14 protein-coding genes are annotated in these 19,266 nt (G+C 71.1%); 6 read left to right on the forward strand and 8 right to left on the reverse strand.

Annotated elements, in window-relative coordinates; genetic code table 11:
* Nucleotides 1-229: 229 nt before the first annotated feature.
* The 4 genes from B0A89_RS08400 to B0A89_RS08415 all read right to left on the reverse strand — a co-directional run bounded on the left by B0A89_RS08400 (nucleotide 230) and on the right by B0A89_RS08415 (nucleotide 5,295).
* Nucleotides 230-886, reverse strand: a complete 657-nt coding sequence (locus B0A89_RS08400) for a YjbF family lipoprotein (protein WP_085377751.1) — start codon at nucleotides 884-886, stop codon at nucleotides 230-232.
* Entirely contained in the window at nucleotides 883-3,117 is a 2,235-nt protein-coding gene (locus B0A89_RS08405; protein ID WP_085377752.1) for a YjbH domain-containing protein, read from the reverse strand. The genes B0A89_RS08400 and B0A89_RS08405 overlap by 4 nt, the downstream gene beginning before the upstream one ends.
* 125 nt (nucleotides 3,118-3,242) lie before the next feature.
* Complete coding sequence (locus B0A89_RS08410) at nucleotides 3,243-3,803, reverse strand: hypothetical protein (protein WP_085377753.1); 561 nt, start codon at nucleotides 3,801-3,803, stop codon at nucleotides 3,243-3,245.
* A 109-nt stretch (nucleotides 3,804-3,912) separates the two neighbouring features.
* Nucleotides 3,913-5,295: an L-serine ammonia-lyase gene (locus B0A89_RS08415; protein WP_085377754.1), complete on the reverse strand. Its 1,383-nt coding sequence runs from the start codon at nucleotides 5,293-5,295 to the stop codon at nucleotides 3,913-3,915.
* A 196-nt stretch (nucleotides 5,296-5,491) separates the two neighbouring features.
* Between B0A89_RS08415 and dusB the strand changes: the two genes are divergently transcribed.
* From dusB to ntrX, 5 genes are all read left to right on the forward strand, one after another.
* A complete protein-coding gene (gene dusB / locus B0A89_RS08420; RefSeq protein ID WP_085377755.1) occupies nucleotides 5,492-6,514 on the forward strand; it encodes a tRNA dihydrouridine synthase DusB in 1,023 nt (340 codons plus the stop codon).
* Entirely contained in the window at nucleotides 6,514-7,590 is a 1,077-nt protein-coding gene (locus tag B0A89_RS08425; protein ID WP_085377756.1) for a two-component system sensor histidine kinase NtrB, read from the forward strand. The genes dusB and B0A89_RS08425 overlap by 1 nt, the downstream gene beginning before the upstream one ends.
* Entirely contained in the window at nucleotides 7,590-8,948 is a 1,359-nt protein-coding gene (locus B0A89_RS08430) for a response regulator (protein WP_085377757.1), read from the forward strand. Before B0A89_RS08425 ends, B0A89_RS08430 begins: the two co-directional genes overlap by 1 nt.
* 84 nt (nucleotides 8,949-9,032) lie before the next feature.
* Nucleotides 9,033-11,321, forward strand: coding sequence for a sensor histidine kinase NtrY-like (locus B0A89_RS08435; protein ID WP_338045722.1), 2,289 nt, complete (start codon nucleotides 9,033-9,035; stop codon nucleotides 11,319-11,321).
* A complete protein-coding gene (gene ntrX, locus B0A89_RS08440; protein ID WP_085377758.1) occupies nucleotides 11,318-12,706 on the forward strand; it encodes a nitrogen assimilation response regulator NtrX in 1,389 nt (462 codons plus the stop codon). Before B0A89_RS08435 ends, ntrX begins: the two co-directional genes overlap by 4 nt.
* A gap of 925 nt (nucleotides 12,707-13,631) precedes the next feature.
* Here the strand turns inward: ntrX and hflX are convergent.
* Together hflX and hfq are read right to left on the reverse strand one after the other, a co-directional pair.
* The gene (hflX, locus tag B0A89_RS08445) at nucleotides 13,632-15,056 is read right to left on the reverse strand and encodes a GTPase HflX (protein WP_085377759.1); all 1,425 of its coding nucleotides are present in this window, start codon (nucleotides 15,054-15,056) and stop codon (nucleotides 13,632-13,634) included.
* Nucleotides 15,057-15,290 carry an RNA chaperone Hfq gene (gene hfq, locus B0A89_RS08450; RefSeq protein WP_020949330.1) on the reverse strand — a complete coding sequence of 78 codons (234 nt, stop codon included), beginning with the start codon at nucleotides 15,288-15,290 and terminating at the stop codon, nucleotides 15,057-15,059.
* A gap of 154 nt (nucleotides 15,291-15,444) precedes the next feature.
* Here hfq and B0A89_RS08455 point away from each other — a divergent pair, with 154 nt between their 5' ends.
* Nucleotides 15,445-15,858 carry a VOC family protein gene (locus B0A89_RS08455; protein ID WP_085377760.1) on the forward strand — a complete coding sequence of 138 codons (414 nt, stop codon included), beginning with the start codon at nucleotides 15,445-15,447 and terminating at the stop codon, nucleotides 15,856-15,858.
* 1 nt (nucleotide 15,859) lies between these two features.
* On the opposite strand, the gene B0A89_RS08460 is transcribed toward B0A89_RS08455, so the two are convergent.
* Both B0A89_RS08460 and trkA read right to left on the reverse strand, forming a co-directional pair.
* Nucleotides 15,860-17,521, reverse strand: coding sequence for a TrkH family potassium uptake protein (locus tag B0A89_RS08460; RefSeq protein ID WP_338045723.1), 1,662 nt, complete (start codon nucleotides 17,519-17,521; stop codon nucleotides 15,860-15,862).
* 4 nt (nucleotides 17,522-17,525) lie between these two features.
* A complete protein-coding gene (gene trkA / locus B0A89_RS08470; protein ID WP_085377763.1) occupies nucleotides 17,526-18,899 on the reverse strand; it encodes a Trk system potassium transporter TrkA in 1,374 nt (457 codons plus the stop codon).
* Between the last annotated feature and the right edge of the window lie 367 nt (nucleotides 18,900-19,266).

The raw sequence follows: 19,266 nt of genomic DNA on the forward strand, positions 1-19,266 counted from the left end.
CACCGCCCAGCCTGACTGGCCCTGTCGCCTGCCTTGCCTCTGCATGGCACAAGGGCGCATCCCTGATGCCGTTTTGCTTCGCCTTCTCCTTGCCCCGACCCTTGGGTGCGGTGCGGCGGGATCGGTCCTGTTCCCTGCCTTGCCGCTCTCTTCTGTCCCGCCCGGCCCTGGCCGCATGAAAAAGGCCCGCCTTGCGGCGGGCCTTGTCGATTGCGCGCCTGCCTCGGTGTCAGTTGCGCAGCACCTGGATGGTCGCATAGCCAAGGCCCGGCCCCAGCCACTGGCGCGATACGCCGCCCGACCGCAGATAGTTGTTCTGGAATGACAGGCCATGACCCCGGCATGTCTCGACCATGACGCCCGCCTTGGGGCCGGGGCCGATCTGGCAGGTGAAGTCCAGCCGCCGTTCCAACCCGTCGCCGGAATAATAGCGCATGATGCGCCGCGCCGTCCCCGATTGCCCCGCCGCGACCAGGGCGGCCGACTGGTCCGCCTCGACCACGGACAGGTCATGGCCAAGCCCGCGCGTGCCGCGGACCATCATCCCGCGCAGGATGACCGACTGCTCGTTCTTGGTCATGAAGGTGCGGGTTCCGGCCTGCGGGTTATCCCCCGTCATCGCCAGCACCTGCGTGGTGCCGGCCTGTTCCAGACCCACCAGGATCAGCGGGCCGGGGTTGACCCGCATCGCCTCGGCCGCCATCGCCTGCGGATCGGCCGGTGCCCCGGCCGGCGCCGCCTTGCGCGAGGCCAGCACCTGCCCCAGCGCAGAGCGGGCGACGGACAGCGTCGTCGGCCCGTCCGAGATGCTGTTCCGGCTGGAACAGCCCGCCGCCAGCGCGACCAGGGCCAGCCCGGCCGCAGCGTTACGCAAATGCCCGTTCATCGCCAGAATTTCCCCCAGCCGTCATACATCTTGGTCGAATGGCTGTCCCGGACCGTGTCATACAGCCGATCCTCGACCCGCACCCGCTGCCCGCCATCGCGGTTGAGCGAGCTGAGCGTGCCGCCGACGGTGCGCTTGCTGGGCGTGCCCACGGCCCAGGACAGCGGCACCCGGATCGTCACGCCCTTGTCGAAGGAACCCTCGCCGAATTCCTCGGCCGACAGGTCGGTCTTGGTGGCATAGGCGCCGACCGACCAGCCGCTGGCGAATTCGCGCGTCAGCCTGACCGTCGCGCCCTTGTCGCCGGCCAGATAGCGGCCCACGTCAAGCTCTCCGACAAAGCCGTTGCCGAACTCGTAATAGGCCGAGACATGGCCGGTCGTCGTCTCGTAATCGAGAAAATCGAAGCTGTCGCGGTAATCGCGCTTCTTCACGCGGTTCACCTCGATCCCCAGGGCAAGGGGCGAATTGACCGGCTTCCACAGCGCCTCGGCCGAAACCCCGCCATACATGTTTTCCAGCAGGCCCACCGTGACGCGGGTATAGGTGGTGTCCGTCGGCCGGGCGTTCCAGTTCATGGTCAGCGTCCGCACCCGCGGGCTGGAATTGCCCGAATACATCCGCCCGTCCGAACGCACGCGATAGACGCCGTGGTTGCCGGCCTCGATCTCGGCATCGGTCATGGCAAGGTATTCGTCAACCGACAGATCGCCCGGCGCGTCCTGTTCGGCATTGCCCAGCAGGCGCTGGCGCACGGACCCCTTGATCGTCAGGCCCGGAACGATCTCGTATCCCGCGCTGGCCGCGACGCCCAGGTCATAGCGGAAGGGCTCGTCGGGATCGAACAGGCCGGTGTTCAGCGACGGCGCCAGCGACCAGGTAAAGCGCGGCGCGATGCCGGGGCTGCGCACCAGGCTGGCAGGGCGGGGCACCGCATCCGACAGGACGGCCGCATTGGCGATCTGCCCGGCTTCGGTGTTTTCCAGCCGCTCGACATCGGCGCGGCGCAGCGTCACCGACGAGGTGGGCATCCCGCTTTCGATCGAGGTCACGACCAGCGTATCGACCGAGGGGGGCAGCGCGCGGGTCATCAGCCGCGCGGTGTGTCCCACCGCCTCGGCCTGCTGGATATAGCGGTTGTTGCGGATGCGGACCTCGGCCCGGTTCGCCGTCAGCACCATCGATTCCAGCGTCTGGCCTTCTTTCGCCAGCGCGTCCGAAAGGGATTTCTGGATCGCGGGCTGCGCGGTCGGATCGCTCGCCCAGGCCCCGGACCAGCCTTCGGGGTCGGCCGAGGGCGCGGCGCGCAGCCGCACCGGGGCCGGGCCCTTTTCCAGCCCCGAGGGGAAGGGCGCCTGGCGGGGGTTCAGCGTCATGCTGGCCTGGATGCCGATCTGCTTGCCGCCCAGCAGATAGGCGCCCACCTGATAGTTCGGCCCTGCCTGATAGCTAAAGCCCAGATTGATCCGGTTGCTCAGCGCATCCTTGTCCGACAGCCAGACATTGCGGGCGCAGTGGTCGGCATTGCCGGTTTCGCAGGCATAATCGTCGCCCGAATATTCGGCCAGCAGCGTCAGTTTGTCAGTGGCCTTGAACGACAGGCCCAGGAAGGGCGCGGCCTCGCCCCGGAACCACTGGTCGGTGTTCAGCGTGCCGCCCTCTTTTTCATCGGGCCCGCCCCGGTCCCCGAAGGGCGAGCCGATCCCGCCCGCGCTGGCCAGCCTGCCCCAGCCAAGGCCCGCCGAAACGCGCAGGCGCGGCGACAGGGTCTTGGTGGCGACGATGTATTCGGACGAATAGAACCCGGTCCCCACCGCATCCTGCAGCCCGACCGCGACCGAGGGGCGCCAGGTCCCTTCGCGTTCGTCCAGCAGCACGGCGCGGATGTCGAACGAGCGGTCGCGGACATAGCCCCGGTCTTCCTCGGTGCTGTCGAACTTGCTGTAGCGCAGCGTGGCCGCCACCCGCGGCATGATCTGAAAGCTCAGCCCCGTCCGGTTGCCCAGCTTGCTCCAGGACAGCGAGGCGGCGAGCGTGCCGTCGGGCATCGCCTCGGCGGTGGGCGTGTCAATGATGCCGGGCAGGCCATAGCGGCTGATGACCGTGCCGATCATCGGTTCGGCCACGGCCGCGCCGGGGCGCCAGGGGGCAGGGGCCAGGGCCATGATCGCCGCCGGCAGGGCGGTCGCCAGCAGGCGCCGGGTCAGGGGGGTGGATCGTCGCTGCGTCATGGCTTGGCGGTCCTTCTTGGATCTGGCCATCGGGGCGGGCGCTGGCCCGGTGGTCGTGCCCGATGGGCAGGGCTGGGCTGGGCCTGGGTCTTTGGGGGCGGCGGCATGCGCGCCGCCGCCCGGTGTCAGGCCTTGGGCTTCTGGGCGGGCTTTTCGGTGGCGGCGCTGGCGGCGGCGCCGGCCGGCGCGGCGCAGCCGTTTAGTGTCTTGCCGTTCAGCTTGAGCGTCGCGGTCAGCGGCTTGCCGCCGCATTCGCCGCTGCGCAGGTCAAGCGAGAACAGCGCGTCGTTCAGCTCTCCGACATATTCAACGCCGCTGGCATAGCCGAGCCGTTTCACATTGACCGTAGCCGGCTTGCCGCCCGCCCGCTCGACACGGGCGCTCGCCCCGTCCACCGTCGCGCTCCACCCCTCGCCGCTGGCGGCAAAGCGGGTGACATGCGCGGTGTCGGCGCTGGCCGTGGCGACCTTGCTGCGCGCGCCGGCGATCTCGAGCGGCTGCTGCGCCGGCGAGGCGCCGGTCGGTTCGGGGATCGAGGGCTTGGCCGGCTCGGCCGGCTTGGCGGGGGCGGCGGGCGCGGCTGCCTCGGCGGGCTTGTCCCAGGGCAGGCGGAAATCCTTGATCGCCTGCTGGTCGCAGGCGGCTAGGGCCAGCGGCAGCGCCAGCAGCGTCAGGCGAGCGTTCATCAAGATCTGTCCCGTATTCGTGATGGCTTTTGCAGCCAGCCTTACGGCAGGCCATGGCTGCAAACAAGCGCCCCGCATGCATGGCGGGCCGCTGGGCGCCCTTTCGCCTTCAACAGTTCGGCACGTTGACCGCCAGCCCGCCCAGCGAGGTTTCCTTGTATTTCTCGCTCATGTCGCGGCCGGTCTGGCGCATCGTCTCGATCGCCGCATCCAGCGGCACCAGATGCACCCCGTCGCCCCTCAGCGACAGGCTGGCCGCCGATACCGCCTTGATCGCGCCAAGGCCGTTGCGTTCGATGCAGGGCACCTGCACCAGCCCCTTCACCGGATCGCAGGTCATGCCGAGGTGATGCTCCAGCGCGATCTCGGCGGCGTTCTCGACCTGCGCAGGCGTGCCGCCCATGACGGCGCACAGGCCCCCCGCCGCCATCGCCGCGGCGCTGCCGACCTCGGCCTGGCAGCCGCATTCGGCGCCCGAGATCGAGGCGTTGTGCTTGACCAGCCCGCCGATCGCCGCCGCCGTCAGCAGGAAATCACCCACCCCCGCCGCGCTGGCTCCCGGCACATGGTCCAGCCAATAGCGGATCACCGCCGGCACCACCCCTGCCGCGCCGTTGGTCGGGGCGGTGACGACCTGACCGCCGGCGGCGTTTTCCTCGTTCACGGCCATCGCATAGGCCGACAGCCAGTCGTTGACGACATGGGGGGGTGCAAGGTTCATCCCCCGTTCGGCCAGCAGCGACTGGTGGATGCCATGGGCGCGGCGGCGCACGTTCAGCCCGCCGGGCAGGGTGCCCCCGGCGGCAAGCCCCCGGTCCATGCAGTCGGCCATCACCTGCCAGATGCGCGCAAGGCCGGCGGCGATCTCGGCCTCGCTGCGGCGGGTGCGTTCGTTGGCGCGCTTCATGGCGGCGATGGACAGGCCCGAGCCGGCCGCCATGGCCAGCATCTCGGCCGCCGTCGCGAAGGGATAGGGGACGGCTGCCGCCGCGTCGCTGCGCCCCTCGGCGGCACGGCTCGCCAGCTCTCCCTCGGTCAGCACGAATCCGCCCCCGATGGAATAATAGGTCTCGCGCGCGATCACGTCGCCCTGCGCATCCGTGGCCATCAGGATCATGCCGTTGGCATGGCCCGGCAGAGGCGGGCCATAGTCGAAGACCAGATCCCGTTCGGGGTCGAAGGACAGCGGTCCCAGGCCGTCGGGGGTGATGATGCGGGTGCGGGCGATCCCGGCCAGCGCCGCCTCGGCGGCGGCGGCGTCCATCGTCTCGGGGGTGAAGCCGGCAAGGCCCAGGATCACCGCGCGGTCGCTCGCATGGCCCTTGCCGGTAAAGGCCAGGCTGCCGTGCAGGCTGGCGCGCAGCCCATGCGCGCGGAAGGGCGCGGCGCGCAACTGGTCCAGAAACCGCGCCGCCGCCACCATCGGCCCCATGGTATGGGACGACGAGGGGCCGATGCCCACCTTGAACAGATCGAAGACTGACAGGAACATGGGTGGCCCCGCTGGCTTTGGCCCAGCATAGCGGGGGCCGGCGCCCTGCGCCACCATGGGCAGCGGGTTTGCATCCTGCCCTGTTTGCGTGCATCATGCCGCCCTTTGCGGCAGCCCGGCGCAGAAGGGCCCGCGGCTCTGCCGCCGCGGGGCCAAAGCTGTTTCCTGCCGCCCGACAGGTATCGACAACACGCCCATGACAGCATCCCCGATCATCCTTGGCCCGGCAGTCCTCGGCCCTCCGGTGTTCCTGGCGCCGATGGCCGGGATCACCGACCTGCCGTTCCGCCGCGCGGTCGCCCGCCACGGGGCGGGGCTGGTGGTCAGCGAGATGGTCGCCTCGACCGAGATGGTCACGCCGCGCCCCTCCACCCGCGCCGCCGTGCGTGCCAAGGCGATGGTCGAGGAGAACGGCGTTCCCGTCAGCGTCCAGATCGCCGGGCGCGAACCCGGAGCGATGGCCGAAACCGCCCGCATCGTCGCCGCCATGGGCGCGGGCATCATCGACATCAACATGGGCTGCCCCGCGCGCAAGGTGACGGGCGGGCTGTCCGGCGCCGCGCTGATGCGCGAGCCGGACCGCGCCCTGTCGCTGATCGAGGCGGTGGTCGCCGCCGTCCCCGACCTGCCGGTGACGCTGAAGATGCGGCTGGGCTGGGACGAGGATTGCCTGAACGCGCCGGACCTGGCCCGCCGGGCGCGCGATGCGGGCGTGCGGATGATCGCTGTCCATGGCCGCACGCGGGCGCAGTTCTATACCGGACGGGCCGACTGGGCGGCGATCCGCGCCGTGCGCGAGGCGGTGCCCGATCTGCCGCTGGTGGCCAATGGCGATGTCATCGACGCGGCGACTGCCGGGCGCGCGGCGGCGCTTTCGGGGGCCGATGCGGTCATGGTCGGACGGGGGGCGCAGGGCGCGCCCTGGCGGCTGGCGCAGATCGCCCATGCGCTGCACGGCGCGCCGGCGCCCTGCGTGCCGCGCGGCGCGGCGCTGGCCGAGGCAGTGGCGGCCCATCATGACGACATCCTGCGCCACTATGGCCGCGATCTGGGGCTGCGCGTCGCCCGCAAGCACCTGGGCTGGTATGCCGACGCCGCCGGCCTGGGCGCGCCGGACACCGCGCGCAAGGCGCTGATGGCCGCACCAAGCGCGCAGGCCGCGCAGGCCGCCATCCGCGCGGTCTTTGCGGATGCGCCCGGCGAACGGGCCGCCGCGTGATGACGGGCCAGCCCGACGCGGCCGAGATCCTTGCCGCCTTGCCGTTGCCGCTGGCCAGCTTTGACGCGGCGGGGCGCTGGGCGGGCCTGAACGAAGCGGCGCAGCTCTGGCTGAACCTGTCGGCCCGCTCGGTCCGCGGCCTGGGTGCCGACGATCCCGCGCTGATGGCGCGGCTGCGGGTCGAACCGCCGCTTGGCCCGATGCTGGCCGCGGTCCGCGCGGGCGGCAACACGGCGCTGCACCCGCGGGTCTGCTTTGACGTGTCCGACCGGGCGGGGGGCTGGGCGCCGCGCCGCGCCGCCGTGCAGCTTGCCCCGCTGCCCGGCGGGGGCACCGTGGCGCTGATCCGCCCCGAAGGCCAGCCGGGCGCCCCCCGCGGCGCGGTGCGCAGCGCCATCGGCATGGCCGAGATGCTGGCGCACGAGATCAAGAACCCGCTGGCCGGCATCCGCGGCGCCGCGCAGCTGCTGGCCGAGGGGCTGGGCCCCGAGGACCGCGAGCTGGCCGATCTGATCGTCGCGGAAAGCCGGCGCATCGTCAGCCTGCTCGATCAGGTCGAACGCTTTGGCGACACCACCGCCCCGCGGCTGCGGCCGGTCAACATCCACGACATCCTGGACCGCGCGCGCCGCAGCATCGACCTGGGCGGCGGCGCGCCGCGGATCGTGACCGACTATGATCCCTCGCTGCCCCCGGCGCTGATCGACCCGGACCCGATGATGCAGGTCGTGCTGAACCTGATGCGCAACGCGGCCGAGGCGCTGTCGGGCCGCAACGGGCCGGCTGCCCCGCTGATCCGCCTGCGCAGCTTCTACGACGGCGCGGTGCGATCGGACGAGGGCGAGGCCCTGCCGCTTCAGATCGAGGTCGAGGATAACGGCCCCGGCGTGCCCGAGGCGATCGCCGGGCAGATCTTCGAGCCGTTCGTGTCGGGGCGCGAGAACGGCACCGGGCTGGGGCTGGCGCTGGCGGGCAAGATCATGGCCGAGCATGGCGGGCGCATCGGCGTGGACAGCCGCCCCGGCCGCACCGTGTTCCGCCTGTCCCTGCCCATCGCCCGCAAAGGAGAACGATGATGGATGGCACCATCCTGCTGGCCGATGATGACCGCACCATCCGCACCGTGCTGACCCAGGCGCTGACCCGCGCCGGCTGCCGCGTCCATGCCACCGGCAGCCTGCAGCAGCTGCTGCGCTGGGCCGAGGAGGGGCGGGGCGATCTGGTGGTGACGGATGTGATGATGCCCGACGGCAACGGGCTTGATCTGGTGCCGGCGATCGCGAAGGCGCGGCCGGGCCTGCCCGTCATCGTGATCTCGGCCCAGAACAGCATCGTCACCGCGATCCGCGCCACCGAGGCGGCGGTGTTCGACTATCTGCCCAAGCCGTTCGATCTGCCCGACCTGATGGTGCGGGTCCGGGCGGGCCTGTCGGCACGGCCCCGGGCCGAGATGCCGCCATCCGCAGCGCCCGCGCCGGCGCCCGATCCGGCGGCGGCCCTGATCGGGCATGCGCCTGTCATGCAGGCGCTGTTTCGCACCGTCGCGCGCGTGGTCAACACCGACCTGGCGGTGATCCTTGCGGGCGAGCCGGGCACCGGGCGCAGCACGCTGGCCCAGGCGCTGCATGATCTGTCGGCCCGCCGGGGCGCGGCGCTGGTCCGCCTGACGGCTGCCGATGCCGAGGAAAGCTTTGCCGCCCGCATGGCCGAGGCGCGGGGCGGCACGCTGCTGATCGAAGACCCGGCCGGGTGGGCCGCCGCCGCCCAGTCGCGCCTTGCCGGGCTGATCGAGGCGGGCGCGGGCGCAGATCGTGCGCCGCGCCTGCTTGCGACCACCGGACCGGCCCCCGAGGAGGACGCCGCCTCGGGAACGCTGCGGCCCGATCTGTATTACCGCCTGGCGGGGATGACCCTGATGGTGCCGCCGCTGCGGGCGCGGCTCGACGATCTGCCTGCGCTGGTGCCCCTGCTGCTGGGGCGGGCCGGTCATGGCGGGTTCACCTTGTCGGGCGAGGCACTGGCGGCGCTGCGCGCCCATCCCTTTCCCGGCAACCTGCGCGAGCTTGAGAACATCCTGCGCCGCCTTGCGCTGACCGCCGCCACGACGACGATCCAGGCGGCCGAGGTTGCGGCGGCGCTGGACGGCGCGCCCGTCCGGCGCACGACGCCGCCCGCCGCCGCAGGGCGGCTGTCGGACAGCGTCGAGCAGCATCTGCAACGCTATTTCGACCTGCACGGGCATGACCTGCCCCCGCCGGGCCTTTACGACCGCGTCCTGAACGAGATCGAGCGCCCGCTGATCCAGATCGCGCTGGATGCCTGCGGGGGAAACCAGCTGCGCTGCGCCGAATTGCTGGGCATCAACCGCAACACCCTTCGCAAGAAGGTGAACGACCTGAATATCGAGGTGACACGCCGCCGTCGTGTGATGTAAAATCGCCACAACGACACGGGCGGCCGTAACGTCCGTGCAACATCAACGCCGCGGCAACAGCGGCGAGCATGGGCGAGAGCGGGCGTGAAACGGGCAAGCTGGGCAGGGGGGGCGCATGCCCTGGCGGGACGGCCATGGGGCCGGCTGTCCGCACTGCGCCGCAGGCGGGCGCTGCGCAATGCGGCCACGCTGTTCCTGGCGGTGCTGGGCCCGGTTCTGGCGGTGGCGACCTATGCGGTCATGGGCCCGCTGGGCCGGCAGACCGCCAGCCGCGGCTTGCGCCTGATCTTCCTGGCCGACCTGATCTATATCCTGCTGCTGATCGGGCTGGTGGGCGCGCGCATGGCGGCGATCCTGCTGTCGCGGCGCACCGCGGCCGGATCGCGGCTGCATATGCGCCTGGTCGGGGCCTTCACCGCTCTGGCGCTGGTGCCGACGGTTCTGGTGGCGCTGTTCGCCGGGCTGACGGTGAATATCGGGCTGGAGGGGTGGTTCTCGGACCGGGTGCAGCAGGTCGTCTCGACCTCGCTGGCGGCGGCCGAGGCCTATCAGGACGAGCATCGGCGCGACCTGCGGCAGGATGCCGAACTGCTGGCCCGGGTGCTGGACAATGCCGCGGGCGGCGCCCCGGTGATCGACGACGGCACGCTGCGCGGCGTGCTGGCCGATGGGCAGGCGCTGATCCAGCGCGGCCTGCGCGAGGCCTATGTCATCGACGGGGCGGGCGCGGTGCGCGCGCGCGGGGACCGCAGCTATCGCTTCTGGTACGAACAGCCCTCCGAGGCGCAGTTCCGCGCCGCCGACCGCGACGGCACGGTGCTGATCGAGGACTGGCAGAACAACGAATTCCGTGCCCTCGTCCATCTGTCGCGGCTGACCAACCGCTATCTTTACGTCACCCGCGACGTGGATGGCCGCCTGCTGGGCCTGCTGGACGACACCCGCGCCACGGTGGGCGAATACCAGGAACTCGAACGCACCCGCAGCCAGGTTCTGTTCGAATTCTCGCTGCTCTATCTTGGCTTTGCGCTGCTGCTGGTTGCGGCGGCGATCTGGCTGGGGCTGTGGTTCGCCGAGCGGCTGTCACGCCCCATCGGCCGGCTGGCCGAGGCGTCCGAACAGGTCGGCCAGGGCAATCTCGACGTGCAGGTGCCCGAACCCGAGACGCGCGACGAGATCCAGACCCTGGGGCAAAGCTTCAACCGCATGACCCGCCAGCTCAAGCAGCAGCGGGCCGAGCTGGTCGAAAGCTATCGCCTCGCCGAGGATCAGCGCCGGCTGTTCGACAGCGTGCTGACCTCGGTGACCGCCGGGGTGATCGGGCTGGACGGGGACGCGCAGATCGACTTCGTCAACCGCTCGGCCACGCGGCTGCTGGGCATCGACCCCGAGGGCGATTACGACCGCCCGCTGGCCGAGGCGGTGCCCGAATTCGCCCCGCTGCTGGGCCGCCTGGCCGCCTCGGTCGCGGACAGCGTGCAGGACGAGATCCGGCTGAGCCGCGCGGGCCGGATCGAGAGCCTGCTGGTGCGCATGGCCGAACGGCTGGCCGATGACGGCACCGTGGCGGGCTATGTGATCGCCTTTGACGATGTCACCGAACTGGTCAGCGCGCAGCGCATGGCTGCCTGGGGCGACGTGGCCCGCCGCGTCGCGCATGAGATCAAGAACCCGCTGACCCCGATCCAGCTGTCGGCCGAACGGATCCGGCGCAAGTTCGGCAGGCTTGCCGCCACCCCCGAGGAGCGCGAGGCGATCGAGCAATATACCGATGTCATCATCCGCCAGACGGGCGATCTGCGCCGCATCGTGGATGAATTCAGCCGCTTTGCCCGGATGCCCGAACCGGATCGCCGCGAAACCGATCTGGCGCGGCTGCTGCGCGAATCGGTGATCCTGCAGCGGGACGCCATCGAGGGCGGCATCGCCACCGACATCCCCGATGATCCGGTGATCGTCGATTGCGATCCGGGCATGATGGGACAGGTGTTCACGAACCTGCTCAAGAACGCTGGCGAGGCCGTGCGCGACCGCCCCCCCGGCGCATGGACGGCGGCCGTCCGCGCCGAGATGACCGCTCGCCCCGACGCCGTGACCATCCGCATCTGCGACAACGGCATCGGCCTGCCCGAGGACAGGGGCCGCCTGTTCGAACCCTATGTCACGCTTAAGGCCGGCGGCACCGGGCTGGGCCTGCCCATCGTCAAGAAGATCATCGAGGAACATGGCGGCACCCTGACGCTGACGGATGCCGCCCCCGACGATACCGGCCACCAGGGCGCGCTGGCCGAAATCCGCATGCCCCGCGAACGCCATCCCGTCAGGGTGGCCCCCTCGCGCAAGCACAGACACGAAGAGGCGACAGTCACATGAGCGACATTCTGGTCGTGGACGATGAACGCGACATCCGCGAGCTGATCGCGGACATCCTGGGCGACGAAGGCTATCCGACCCGCACCGCCGCCAATGCCGACGAGGCGCTGGCCGCGCTGAACGCCGAGGAACCGGCGCTGATGATCCTGGATATCTGGCTCAAGGACAGCCGGATGGACGGGATCGACATTCTCAAGCAGGTCAAGCGCAACAACCCCTCGGTCCCGGTCGTCATCATCTCGGGGCACGGCAATATCGAGATCGCGGTCGCGGCGATCAAGCAGGGGGCCTATGACTTCATCGAAAAGCCCTTCAACATCGACCAGCTGCTCGTCGTCATCACGCGGGCGATGGAAACCAGCCGGCTGCGCCGCGAAAACAGCCAGCTGCGCCGAAGAGAGGTCGCGGCGGCCGAGATGCTGGGCCATTCCGCGCCCTTCCGGCGGCTGCGCGACAATCTGGACAAGGTGGCCAAGTCGAACGGCCGCGTGATGCTGTCGGGCGAGCCGGGCGCGGGCAAGGAACTGGCCGCGCGCTATATCCACGCCCATTCGCCCCGCGCGCAGGCGCCCTTCGTCGCGGTCCCCTGCGCCACCATCGAACCCGAGCGGATGGAGGAGGTGCTGTTCGGCCGCGAATCGGCCGAGCGGGGGGTGGAGCCGGGCCTGCTGGAACAGGCGCATGGGGGCGTGATCTATTTCGACGAGGTGGCCGACATGCCGCTGGGCACCCAGCCCAAGATCCTGCGCGTGCTGACCGAACAGCAGTTCCAGCGTGCCGGCGGCACCGACAAGGTGCGGGTGGATCTGCGGGTGATTTCCTCGACCAACCGCGATCTGGCGGCCGAGATTGCCGCCGGCCGTTTTCGGCAGGAACTGTTCGACCGCCTGAACGTGGTTCCCGTCGCCGTGCCGAGCCTGGCCGAACGGCGCGAGGACATCGCCGATCTGGCGCGCCATTTCATCGCCCATTTCCACGCCGCGCAGGGCCTGCCCCTGCGCGAGCTGCCCGAGGAAACCGTCGCCGCCCTGCAGGCCATGCGCTGGCCGGGCAATGTGCGCCAGCTTCGCAACGTGATCGAGCGGGTGCTGATCCTGGGCGAGGGCAACGGCCCGATCCAGCCCTGCGAGCTTGAGCCGCAGGGGGCGGCGGCCGAAAACGGCGAGGCGCTGGCGCTGGGGCCGCAGATCACCGCCCTTGCCCTGCGCGAGGCGCGCGAGCTGTTCGAGCGCGAATATCTGCTGGCCCAGATCAACCGCTTCGGCGGCAATATCAGCCGCACCGCCCAGTTCGTCGGCATGGAGCGCAGCGCCCTGCACCGCAAGCTGAAATCGCTGGGCGTCGTCGGCGGCATGCGGGTGGACGAGGACATGATGGCCAAGTGACGCGGGAGGCGCCCCCGCGCCCGCGTCAGGCTTCGGCAGTGCGTCGGGCGAGGGGGCGGTGGCCCGGCCCGGCCCCCTGCTGCCGCGCGGGAAACCAGTTCCGTCGGGGGATGGCCGCATCATGGGGCAACCATGGCCGTCCCGCGATGAGGGCGCGCCGCCCGGCAGGCCAGCGGCTGAACGCGGGGCAGGGCAGGGCAGGCAAGGAACAGGCCGCCGCCCGTGATCCGCCCGGCGCCAGCCCCGGCGCCAGGCGGCATGGCCGCCCCTGATCCGCGCATCGCCGCGGCCCCATGCTGGCGGTGCTGCTGCCCTTCGCCGCGCCTGCCGGGAACAGCCGGACAGGCCCGCGCAGCGACAGGCCCAGGCCGCCGCGAGGCTGTCCCCAGCGGGGGATCGTCGCCGGTTTCGGTTACCACTGCGGGGAAGGGCGGACCGGGCATGTGAAGCTTGCCGCAGACGCCAGCAAGGGCCGATGGCCGGGGACAGCGAACCCGGTATCGGTGCCGACAAAAGCGGGCAGGCAGAGGGCAAGGCGCTTGCCGCAGACCCCAGCCGGGGCGCCAGCTTGTGGCCTTAAACCTGCCATCAGCGCAGTCGGGGCGCGCGGATCAGGCGCCGGCGAGGGACGCATGCAGGGGGCACCAAGCCTGCCGCAGACGCCGGCAAGGCGCGCGGAGCGGCGGCATCAACTTGCCGCCCTAGGCCGGCAAGGGTGCGGAGCGGGGCAACGATCCTGCCACCGTTGCCGGCACAGGGCCGCAGCCTGCGAACCGCAGCCCCGCCACCTTTGCGGGCAGGACCATGGCATCGCGCCGATGCGGCAGCCCGCGCACCAGTGCGAAGGCCATGCGCCCGCCTGCCCAAGGGCCTGCGGGGCGCGCCTCATCCCCGCCGGGGGCCGCGGGTGCAGGCCGCGCGCGGATCAGGCGCGGTCGTCGCGGGCGAGGGGATCCCAGCCGCCGGGCAAGGGCGGCGTATCCGCGTCAAGGCCGGCCTCGTCATCCAGGTCGCCGTCCGGCGCTGATGCGCCTTCCAGCGCCGCAAAGGCCCGGCGCTGGCGGTCGGTCCACATCAGGTCAAGGCGGATGCCGTCCTCGCCCTGCTCCTCGCGCTCGACCACGCCGGCGGCGTGCAGCCAGGCGCGGCGGCGGCCATCGGCATGGGGCAGGGTGACGCTGGCGGGGCTGCGCGGCTCGTCCAGCACTTCGGCCAGGCGCGTATCGATGGCGGCGACCAGGTCATCCAGCCCCTCGCCGCTCAGCGCGCTGACCGCCTGCACATCGGCGCGGCGCGCATCCTGACGGCGCAGCGCCGCGCGCGTTTCGGCCGACAAGGCGTCGATCTTGTTCCACACCTCGATCAGCGCCACGTCCTCGTCCACGCCCAGGCTGTCCAGGATGTCGCCGACATCGCCCGCCTGCTCCTCGGTCTCGGGGTGGGAAATGTCGCGCACATGCAGGATCAGGTCCGCCTCCAGCACCTCCTCGAGCGTGGCGCGGAAGGCTGCGACCAGCTCATGCGGCAGGTCGCTGATGAAGCCCACGGTATCGGACAGGATGACCTTGCGCCCCTTCGCCTCGCCATCGGCCGAGGGCAGATGGATGGCCCGCATTGTCGGGTCCAGCGTGGCGAACAGCAGATCCTGGGCCATCACGTCGGCGCCGGTCAGGCGGTTGAACAGGGTCGATTTGCCCGCGTTGGTGTATCCGACCAGCGCGACGATGGGATAGGGCACCTTGGCCCGCGCGGCGCGGTGCAGGCTGCGCGTCTTGACCACCCGGTCCAGTTGCCGGCGCAGGCGGATCATCTGGTCGTCGATGGCGCGGCGGTCAGCCTCGATCTGGGTTTCCCCCGGGCCGCCGACAAAGCCGAAACCGCCGCGCTGGCGTTCAAGATGCGTCCAGGCGCGCACAAGCCGCGTGCGCTGATAGGACAGCGCCGCCAGTTCCACCTGCAAGACCCCTTCGCGCGTGCGGGCGCGGTCGGCAAAGATTTCCAGGATCAGCGCCGTGCGATCGAGGATCTTGACGTCCCATTCCTTTTCCAGGTTGCGCTGCTGCACGGGCGTCACCGGGCCGTCGATCAGCACCAGCTCGGCCTCGGCCGCCCTGACCAGCGTGCCCATCTCCTCAAGCTTGCCGGACGAGAACAGCAGCCCCGGCGCGGGGTTGCGCAGGCGCGCGACCTCGGCCCCGACCACCTCGATGGCCGGCAGCGCGCGGGCCAGCGCCACCGCTTCCTCAAGCGCGAGTTCGGGCGCGCGGCGCTGGTCGCGGCGGCTGCCCAGATCGGGGTGGATGACAAAGGCGCGGGTGGGGCGGGCCTGGGTCGAGTGCGTCTCGCCCACTCAGTCCTCGCCTTCGTAAAGGCTGATCGGCTGGCCCGGCATGATGGTCGAGATCGCATGCTTGTAGACAAGCTGCGACTGGCCATCACGGCGCAGCAGCACGCAGAAGTTGTCGAACCAGGTGATGACGCCTTGCAACTTGACGCCATTGATGAGGAAGATCGTCACCGGAACCTTGGCCTTGCGGACATGGTTCAGAAACGCATCCTGAAGGTTCTGCTTGTCACCGGCCATGAGCGGGACACCTTTTCTTGTTTTTGGGCAGGTGCGATCACATCTAGGCGAGCGTCATCACCCTTACAAGAAGCGGCCGGCAGCCCCGCAACGGGGTGTTTCCCTTTCGCCACGTTCTGTTATCGTGAAGGACAGTCATCGGCGAAGGGTTGCGATGCGGTCCGTCTTTCATCTTGCCTATCACGTCACCGACCTGGATGCCGCGCGCGCCTTCTATGGCGGGGTTCTCGGCTGCGCCGAGGGCCGATCGACCGCGACATGGGTCGATTTCGACTTTTTCGGCCACCAGATCAGCCTGCATCTGGGCCAGCCCTTTGCCGTCACCAATACCGGCAAGGTGGGCGATCACATGGTGCCGATGCCGCATCTGGGCGTCGTGCTGGCCATGGACGACTGGAACGCCCTGGCCGGGCGCCTGCGCGCCGCCGGCGTCCGCTTCGCGCTCGAGCCCCATATCCGCTTTGCCGGCGAGCCGGGCGAACAGGGGACGATGTTCTTCCACGACCCCTCGGGCAATCCGATCGAGATCAAGGGGCTGGCCGACAGCGCCGGTCTGTTCGCGCGCTGAGCTAGCGCCGCCAGGCGCCGGGGGACAACAGCGCAAGGATCGCCAGCGTTTCAAGCCGCCCGGCCACCATGGCCGCGGCCAGCACCGCCTTGCCGCTTGCCGACAGGCCCGCCCAGCCGGCCCAGGGTGCCCCCGCTATCCCGGCGCTGCCCTGGAAAGCGGGGATCAGGGGGATCGCCTCGGCCAGCTGGCCGGTATTGGTCAGCGCCGCCACGCTGAGCATCGTCGCCGTCTCGAACGCGACTGGGCGCAGCGAGACCAGCGCGATGACGGCGGCGATCGACATGGCAAAGACCATGAAGAACACGAAGGCCAGATAGGCGCCGCTGCCGCGCAGCCGCCGGGTGATCGGCCCGCCGCCCCCGATCGAGGCGGGATGGACGATCTTTTCCAGCTCGCGCCGCGCATGCAGCCCCAGCGCAAACACCCGCAGCAGCTTGACCCCCCCGGCGGTAGTGGCAATGCCCCCGCCCATGATCGCAAGCCCGGCCAGCATCAGCCCCGGCGCCGACAGCCCCGCCCAGGCCCGCGCCCCGTCCCAGTCGATCGAGGTCCAGCCCGTCGTGGTCAGGAATGACAGGGCCGTGAAGGCGCTGCCCCAGGCCGCCGCCGCGGCCCGCGCCAGGCCGCCCGTCAGCGTGTCGGCCACCGGGGCGGGGGTGGATACCGGCTGGGCCGTGCCGCTGAACGCGCCGGCGAAGGGGCGCGCGAACAGCACCAGCGTCACCAGCAGCACCAGCCCCGCCGACATCCGCAGTTCGGGATCGTCGCGCAAGCGCGCGCTGGCGGCCAGCTCGGCCCCGCCCGGCCATGAACGGCGCGTCAGCGCCGGCAGCAGGAACAGCGCGACCAGCGCCTCGGCCCCGGTACCGCCGACCGCGCCCACCGGGCTGCCCGTCATGGTGATCCCGCTGGTGGACAATGTGCCCATCGCCGTGACCAGCGCATCGAGCGAAGGCTTGCCCGCGATCATCAGCAGCAGCCACAAGGCCCCGGTCAGCCCCGCATAGAGCGGTGCCGTCGCCTGCCCCCACCGGATCAGCCGCAGCGCCCCGCTGCCGCCATGGAGCGCGTGATCGCCCCCCGCAGCCTGGCCGGACCGGGCCGTTCCCTCGATCCGGCCAAAGCGTTCGTCGGCGCCCGCCGAACGATCCATCAGCTCGAACCCGCCCACCCGCATCGGCGCCATCACCGCGATGGCGGCGACCAGGATGAACAGCCCCCCCATCCAGCCCACCGTCGCGCGCCACAGGTGCAGCGACGCGGGCAGCCTGCCCGCGTCATAAAGGCTCGCCCCCGTGGTGGTGATGCAGGACAGCATTTCCCACCAGGCGTTGAACAGCCCGGTATCCTGCATCACCGCTGCAAAGGGGACGGCGGCAAGCAGTGGCAGCCCCGCATAGACGCCGATCAGCATGGCCAGCACCCCGCGCGTGGGCGGGGCGGCCGGAACGGGCCGGGGCGCGGCCCCTCCCGCCGCTCCCGTCGCCAGCGCGATCATCACGCCCAGCACCAGCAGCCCGGCGGCCGACTGGGCAAAGGCGGCGGCGATCGCGGGGGCGCCGGTCGCGGCGGCATGGGCGGCCGGGATCACCATGGCCGCCGCCAGCGTCATCCCGGCGATGACCAGCACGGGCAGGCGGGCAAGGATATGCACCGGCACGCCCTCAGAACCAGTCGGCCGAGACCTGAAGCAGGCGCTCGATCCCCGGGATGTCGGCGCTGACGGCAAAGATCAGCACCAGATCGCCGGGGTCAAGACGCGTGTCGGGCCGCGGCTTGACCAGTTCGCCCCCCTTGTCCACGGTGGCGATCAGGGCGCCCGGCGGCAGCGCGGCATCCCGGATCGTCGCCCCCGCCAAGGGCGAGCCGGGCAGAACCTGCGCCTCGATCAGTTCGGCCTCGGCATTGCCCAGGCTGTAGACATCACGGATCAGGCCGCGCCGCAGATGCCGCAGCACCGATGAGACCGTGACCGAACGCGGGCTGATCAGCGCATCGATCCCCAGCGTCTCGGCCAGTGGCTGCAGGGCCGGATCGTTGACCAGGGCAATCGCGAGGCCCGCACCTGCCTGCCGCGCCTGCACGGCGGCAAGCACGTTGGTGCGGTCGTCATCGGTCAGGGTCAGGACCGCGTCGGCGCCGGGCAGGCCGGCCTCGGCCATCAGCTCGCTCGCCATGCCGTCGCCCTGCAGGACGATGGTGCGCGACAGCCGCTCGGCCGCGCGCTCGGCCCGGCCGCGGTCGCGCTCGATCAGCTTGACGTTGACGCCGCCCCGCGACTCAAGCGCCTGCGCCACCGCCAGCCCGATGTTTCCGCCCCCGATCAGCACCACCCGCCGGATCGGCGGCGGCGGGCGCCCGAAGATGTCCAGCGTGCGGGCCGCATCCTGCTGCGCGGTGATGACATAGGCCCGGTCGCCCGCATGCAGCTGATCGCCCGGCTCGGGCGCAAAGAAGCGGGCGCCCCGGCGGATGCCCACCACCAGCGCGCGCAGCCCCGCGAAGGTCTGGTCCAGATGGCGCAGCGCGGTGTTCAGGACCGGGCAGTCATCCGTCAGCGCCAGCGCCAGCAGCCGGACCCGCCCGGACATGAAGGTTTCCGTGTCGAAGGTGCTGGGCGCATCCAGCCGGTTCAGCGCGGCGCGCGCGACCTCCTGTTCGGGGCTGATGACCACGTCGATCGACAGGTTGCTGGTCTGATAGAGATCGGCATATTCGGGCAGCAGATAGCTGCGCCCGCGCAGCCGCGCGATCCGCCGGGGCACGGAAAACAGCGCATTGGCGATTTCGCAGGCGACGATGTTCACCTCGTCGGAGGCGGTCGCGGCGATCAGCAGGTCGCAATCGGCGGCGCCGGCGCGGTCCAGCACCTCGGGGTGACTGGCATGCCCGGCGATCCCCTGCACGTCCAGCGCGTCGTTGGCCTGCTGGATCAGGCGCGCATCCTGATCGATCAGCACCACGTCATGGCGTTCGCCCGAAAGCTGGCGGGCGATCTGCCAGCCGACCTGGCCCGCGCCGCAGATGATGATCCTCATGCCGCCGTCCCCTGCTGTGCGGTGCGCCGCGGGCCGGATCGCCCCGCCGCGCGGGGGCCGGGCTGGGCGACCTGGCGCCGGGCGCCGGCGCCCGCACCGCCGTGCAGGCCCGTTCCCGGTCCTGTGCGCCTGCCCTTGTGCCGGCCCGTGCCGTTGATGATGTCCGCGCGCATGGCTGTGCCGGCGTCCGTGCCGCTGCCGGCTTGGCCGCGCATGCCCGTGGCGCTGCCCATGCGCAGGCGCCCATATGCGCCCATGCCCATGTCCCCGGCGGTGCCCGCCTCGGCGCGCCGCGCCATCCGGGCCGGGGCGGCTTGCCTCTGCCGCCCCATCCCCCTGCCGCCGGGCGCCTGCCGGGCGCGCCCGC

It is taken from the genome of Paracoccus contaminans, assembly GCF_002105555.1.
Classification (GTDB): Bacteria; Pseudomonadota; Alphaproteobacteria; order Rhodobacterales; family Rhodobacteraceae; genus Paracoccus; species Paracoccus contaminans.

Coding starts and splice junctions, on each gene's coding strand:
- B0A89_RS08400 (WP_085377751.1), bottom strand. CDS start 886: ATGAACGGGCATTTGCGTAACGCTGCGGCCGGGCTGGCCCTGGTCGCG.
- B0A89_RS08405 (WP_085377752.1), bottom strand. CDS start 3,117: ATGACGCAGCGACGATCCACCCCCCTGACCCGGCGCCTGCTGGCGACC.
- B0A89_RS08410 (WP_085377753.1), bottom strand. CDS start 3,803: ATGAACGCTCGCCTGACGCTGCTGGCGCTGCCGCTGGCCCTAGCCGCC.
- B0A89_RS08415 (WP_085377754.1), bottom strand. CDS start 5,295: ATGTTCCTGTCAGTCTTCGATCTGTTCAAGGTGGGCATCGGCCCCTCG.
- dusB (WP_085377755.1), top strand. CDS start 5,492: ATGACAGCATCCCCGATCATCCTTGGCCCGGCAGTCCTCGGCCCTCCG.
- B0A89_RS08425 (WP_085377756.1), top strand. CDS start 6,514: ATGACGGGCCAGCCCGACGCGGCCGAGATCCTTGCCGCCTTGCCGTTG.
- B0A89_RS08430 (WP_085377757.1), top strand. CDS start 7,590: ATGGATGGCACCATCCTGCTGGCCGATGATGACCGCACCATCCGCACC.
- ntrX (WP_085377758.1), top strand. CDS start 11,318: ATGAGCGACATTCTGGTCGTGGACGATGAACGCGACATCCGCGAGCTG.
- hfq (WP_020949330.1), bottom strand. CDS start 15,290: ATGGCCGGTGACAAGCAGAACCTTCAGGATGCGTTTCTGAACCATGTC.
- B0A89_RS08455 (WP_085377760.1), top strand. CDS start 15,445: ATGCGGTCCGTCTTTCATCTTGCCTATCACGTCACCGACCTGGATGCC.
- trkA (WP_085377763.1), bottom strand. CDS start 18,899: ATGAGGATCATCATCTGCGGCGCGGGCCAGGTCGGCTGGCAGATCGCC.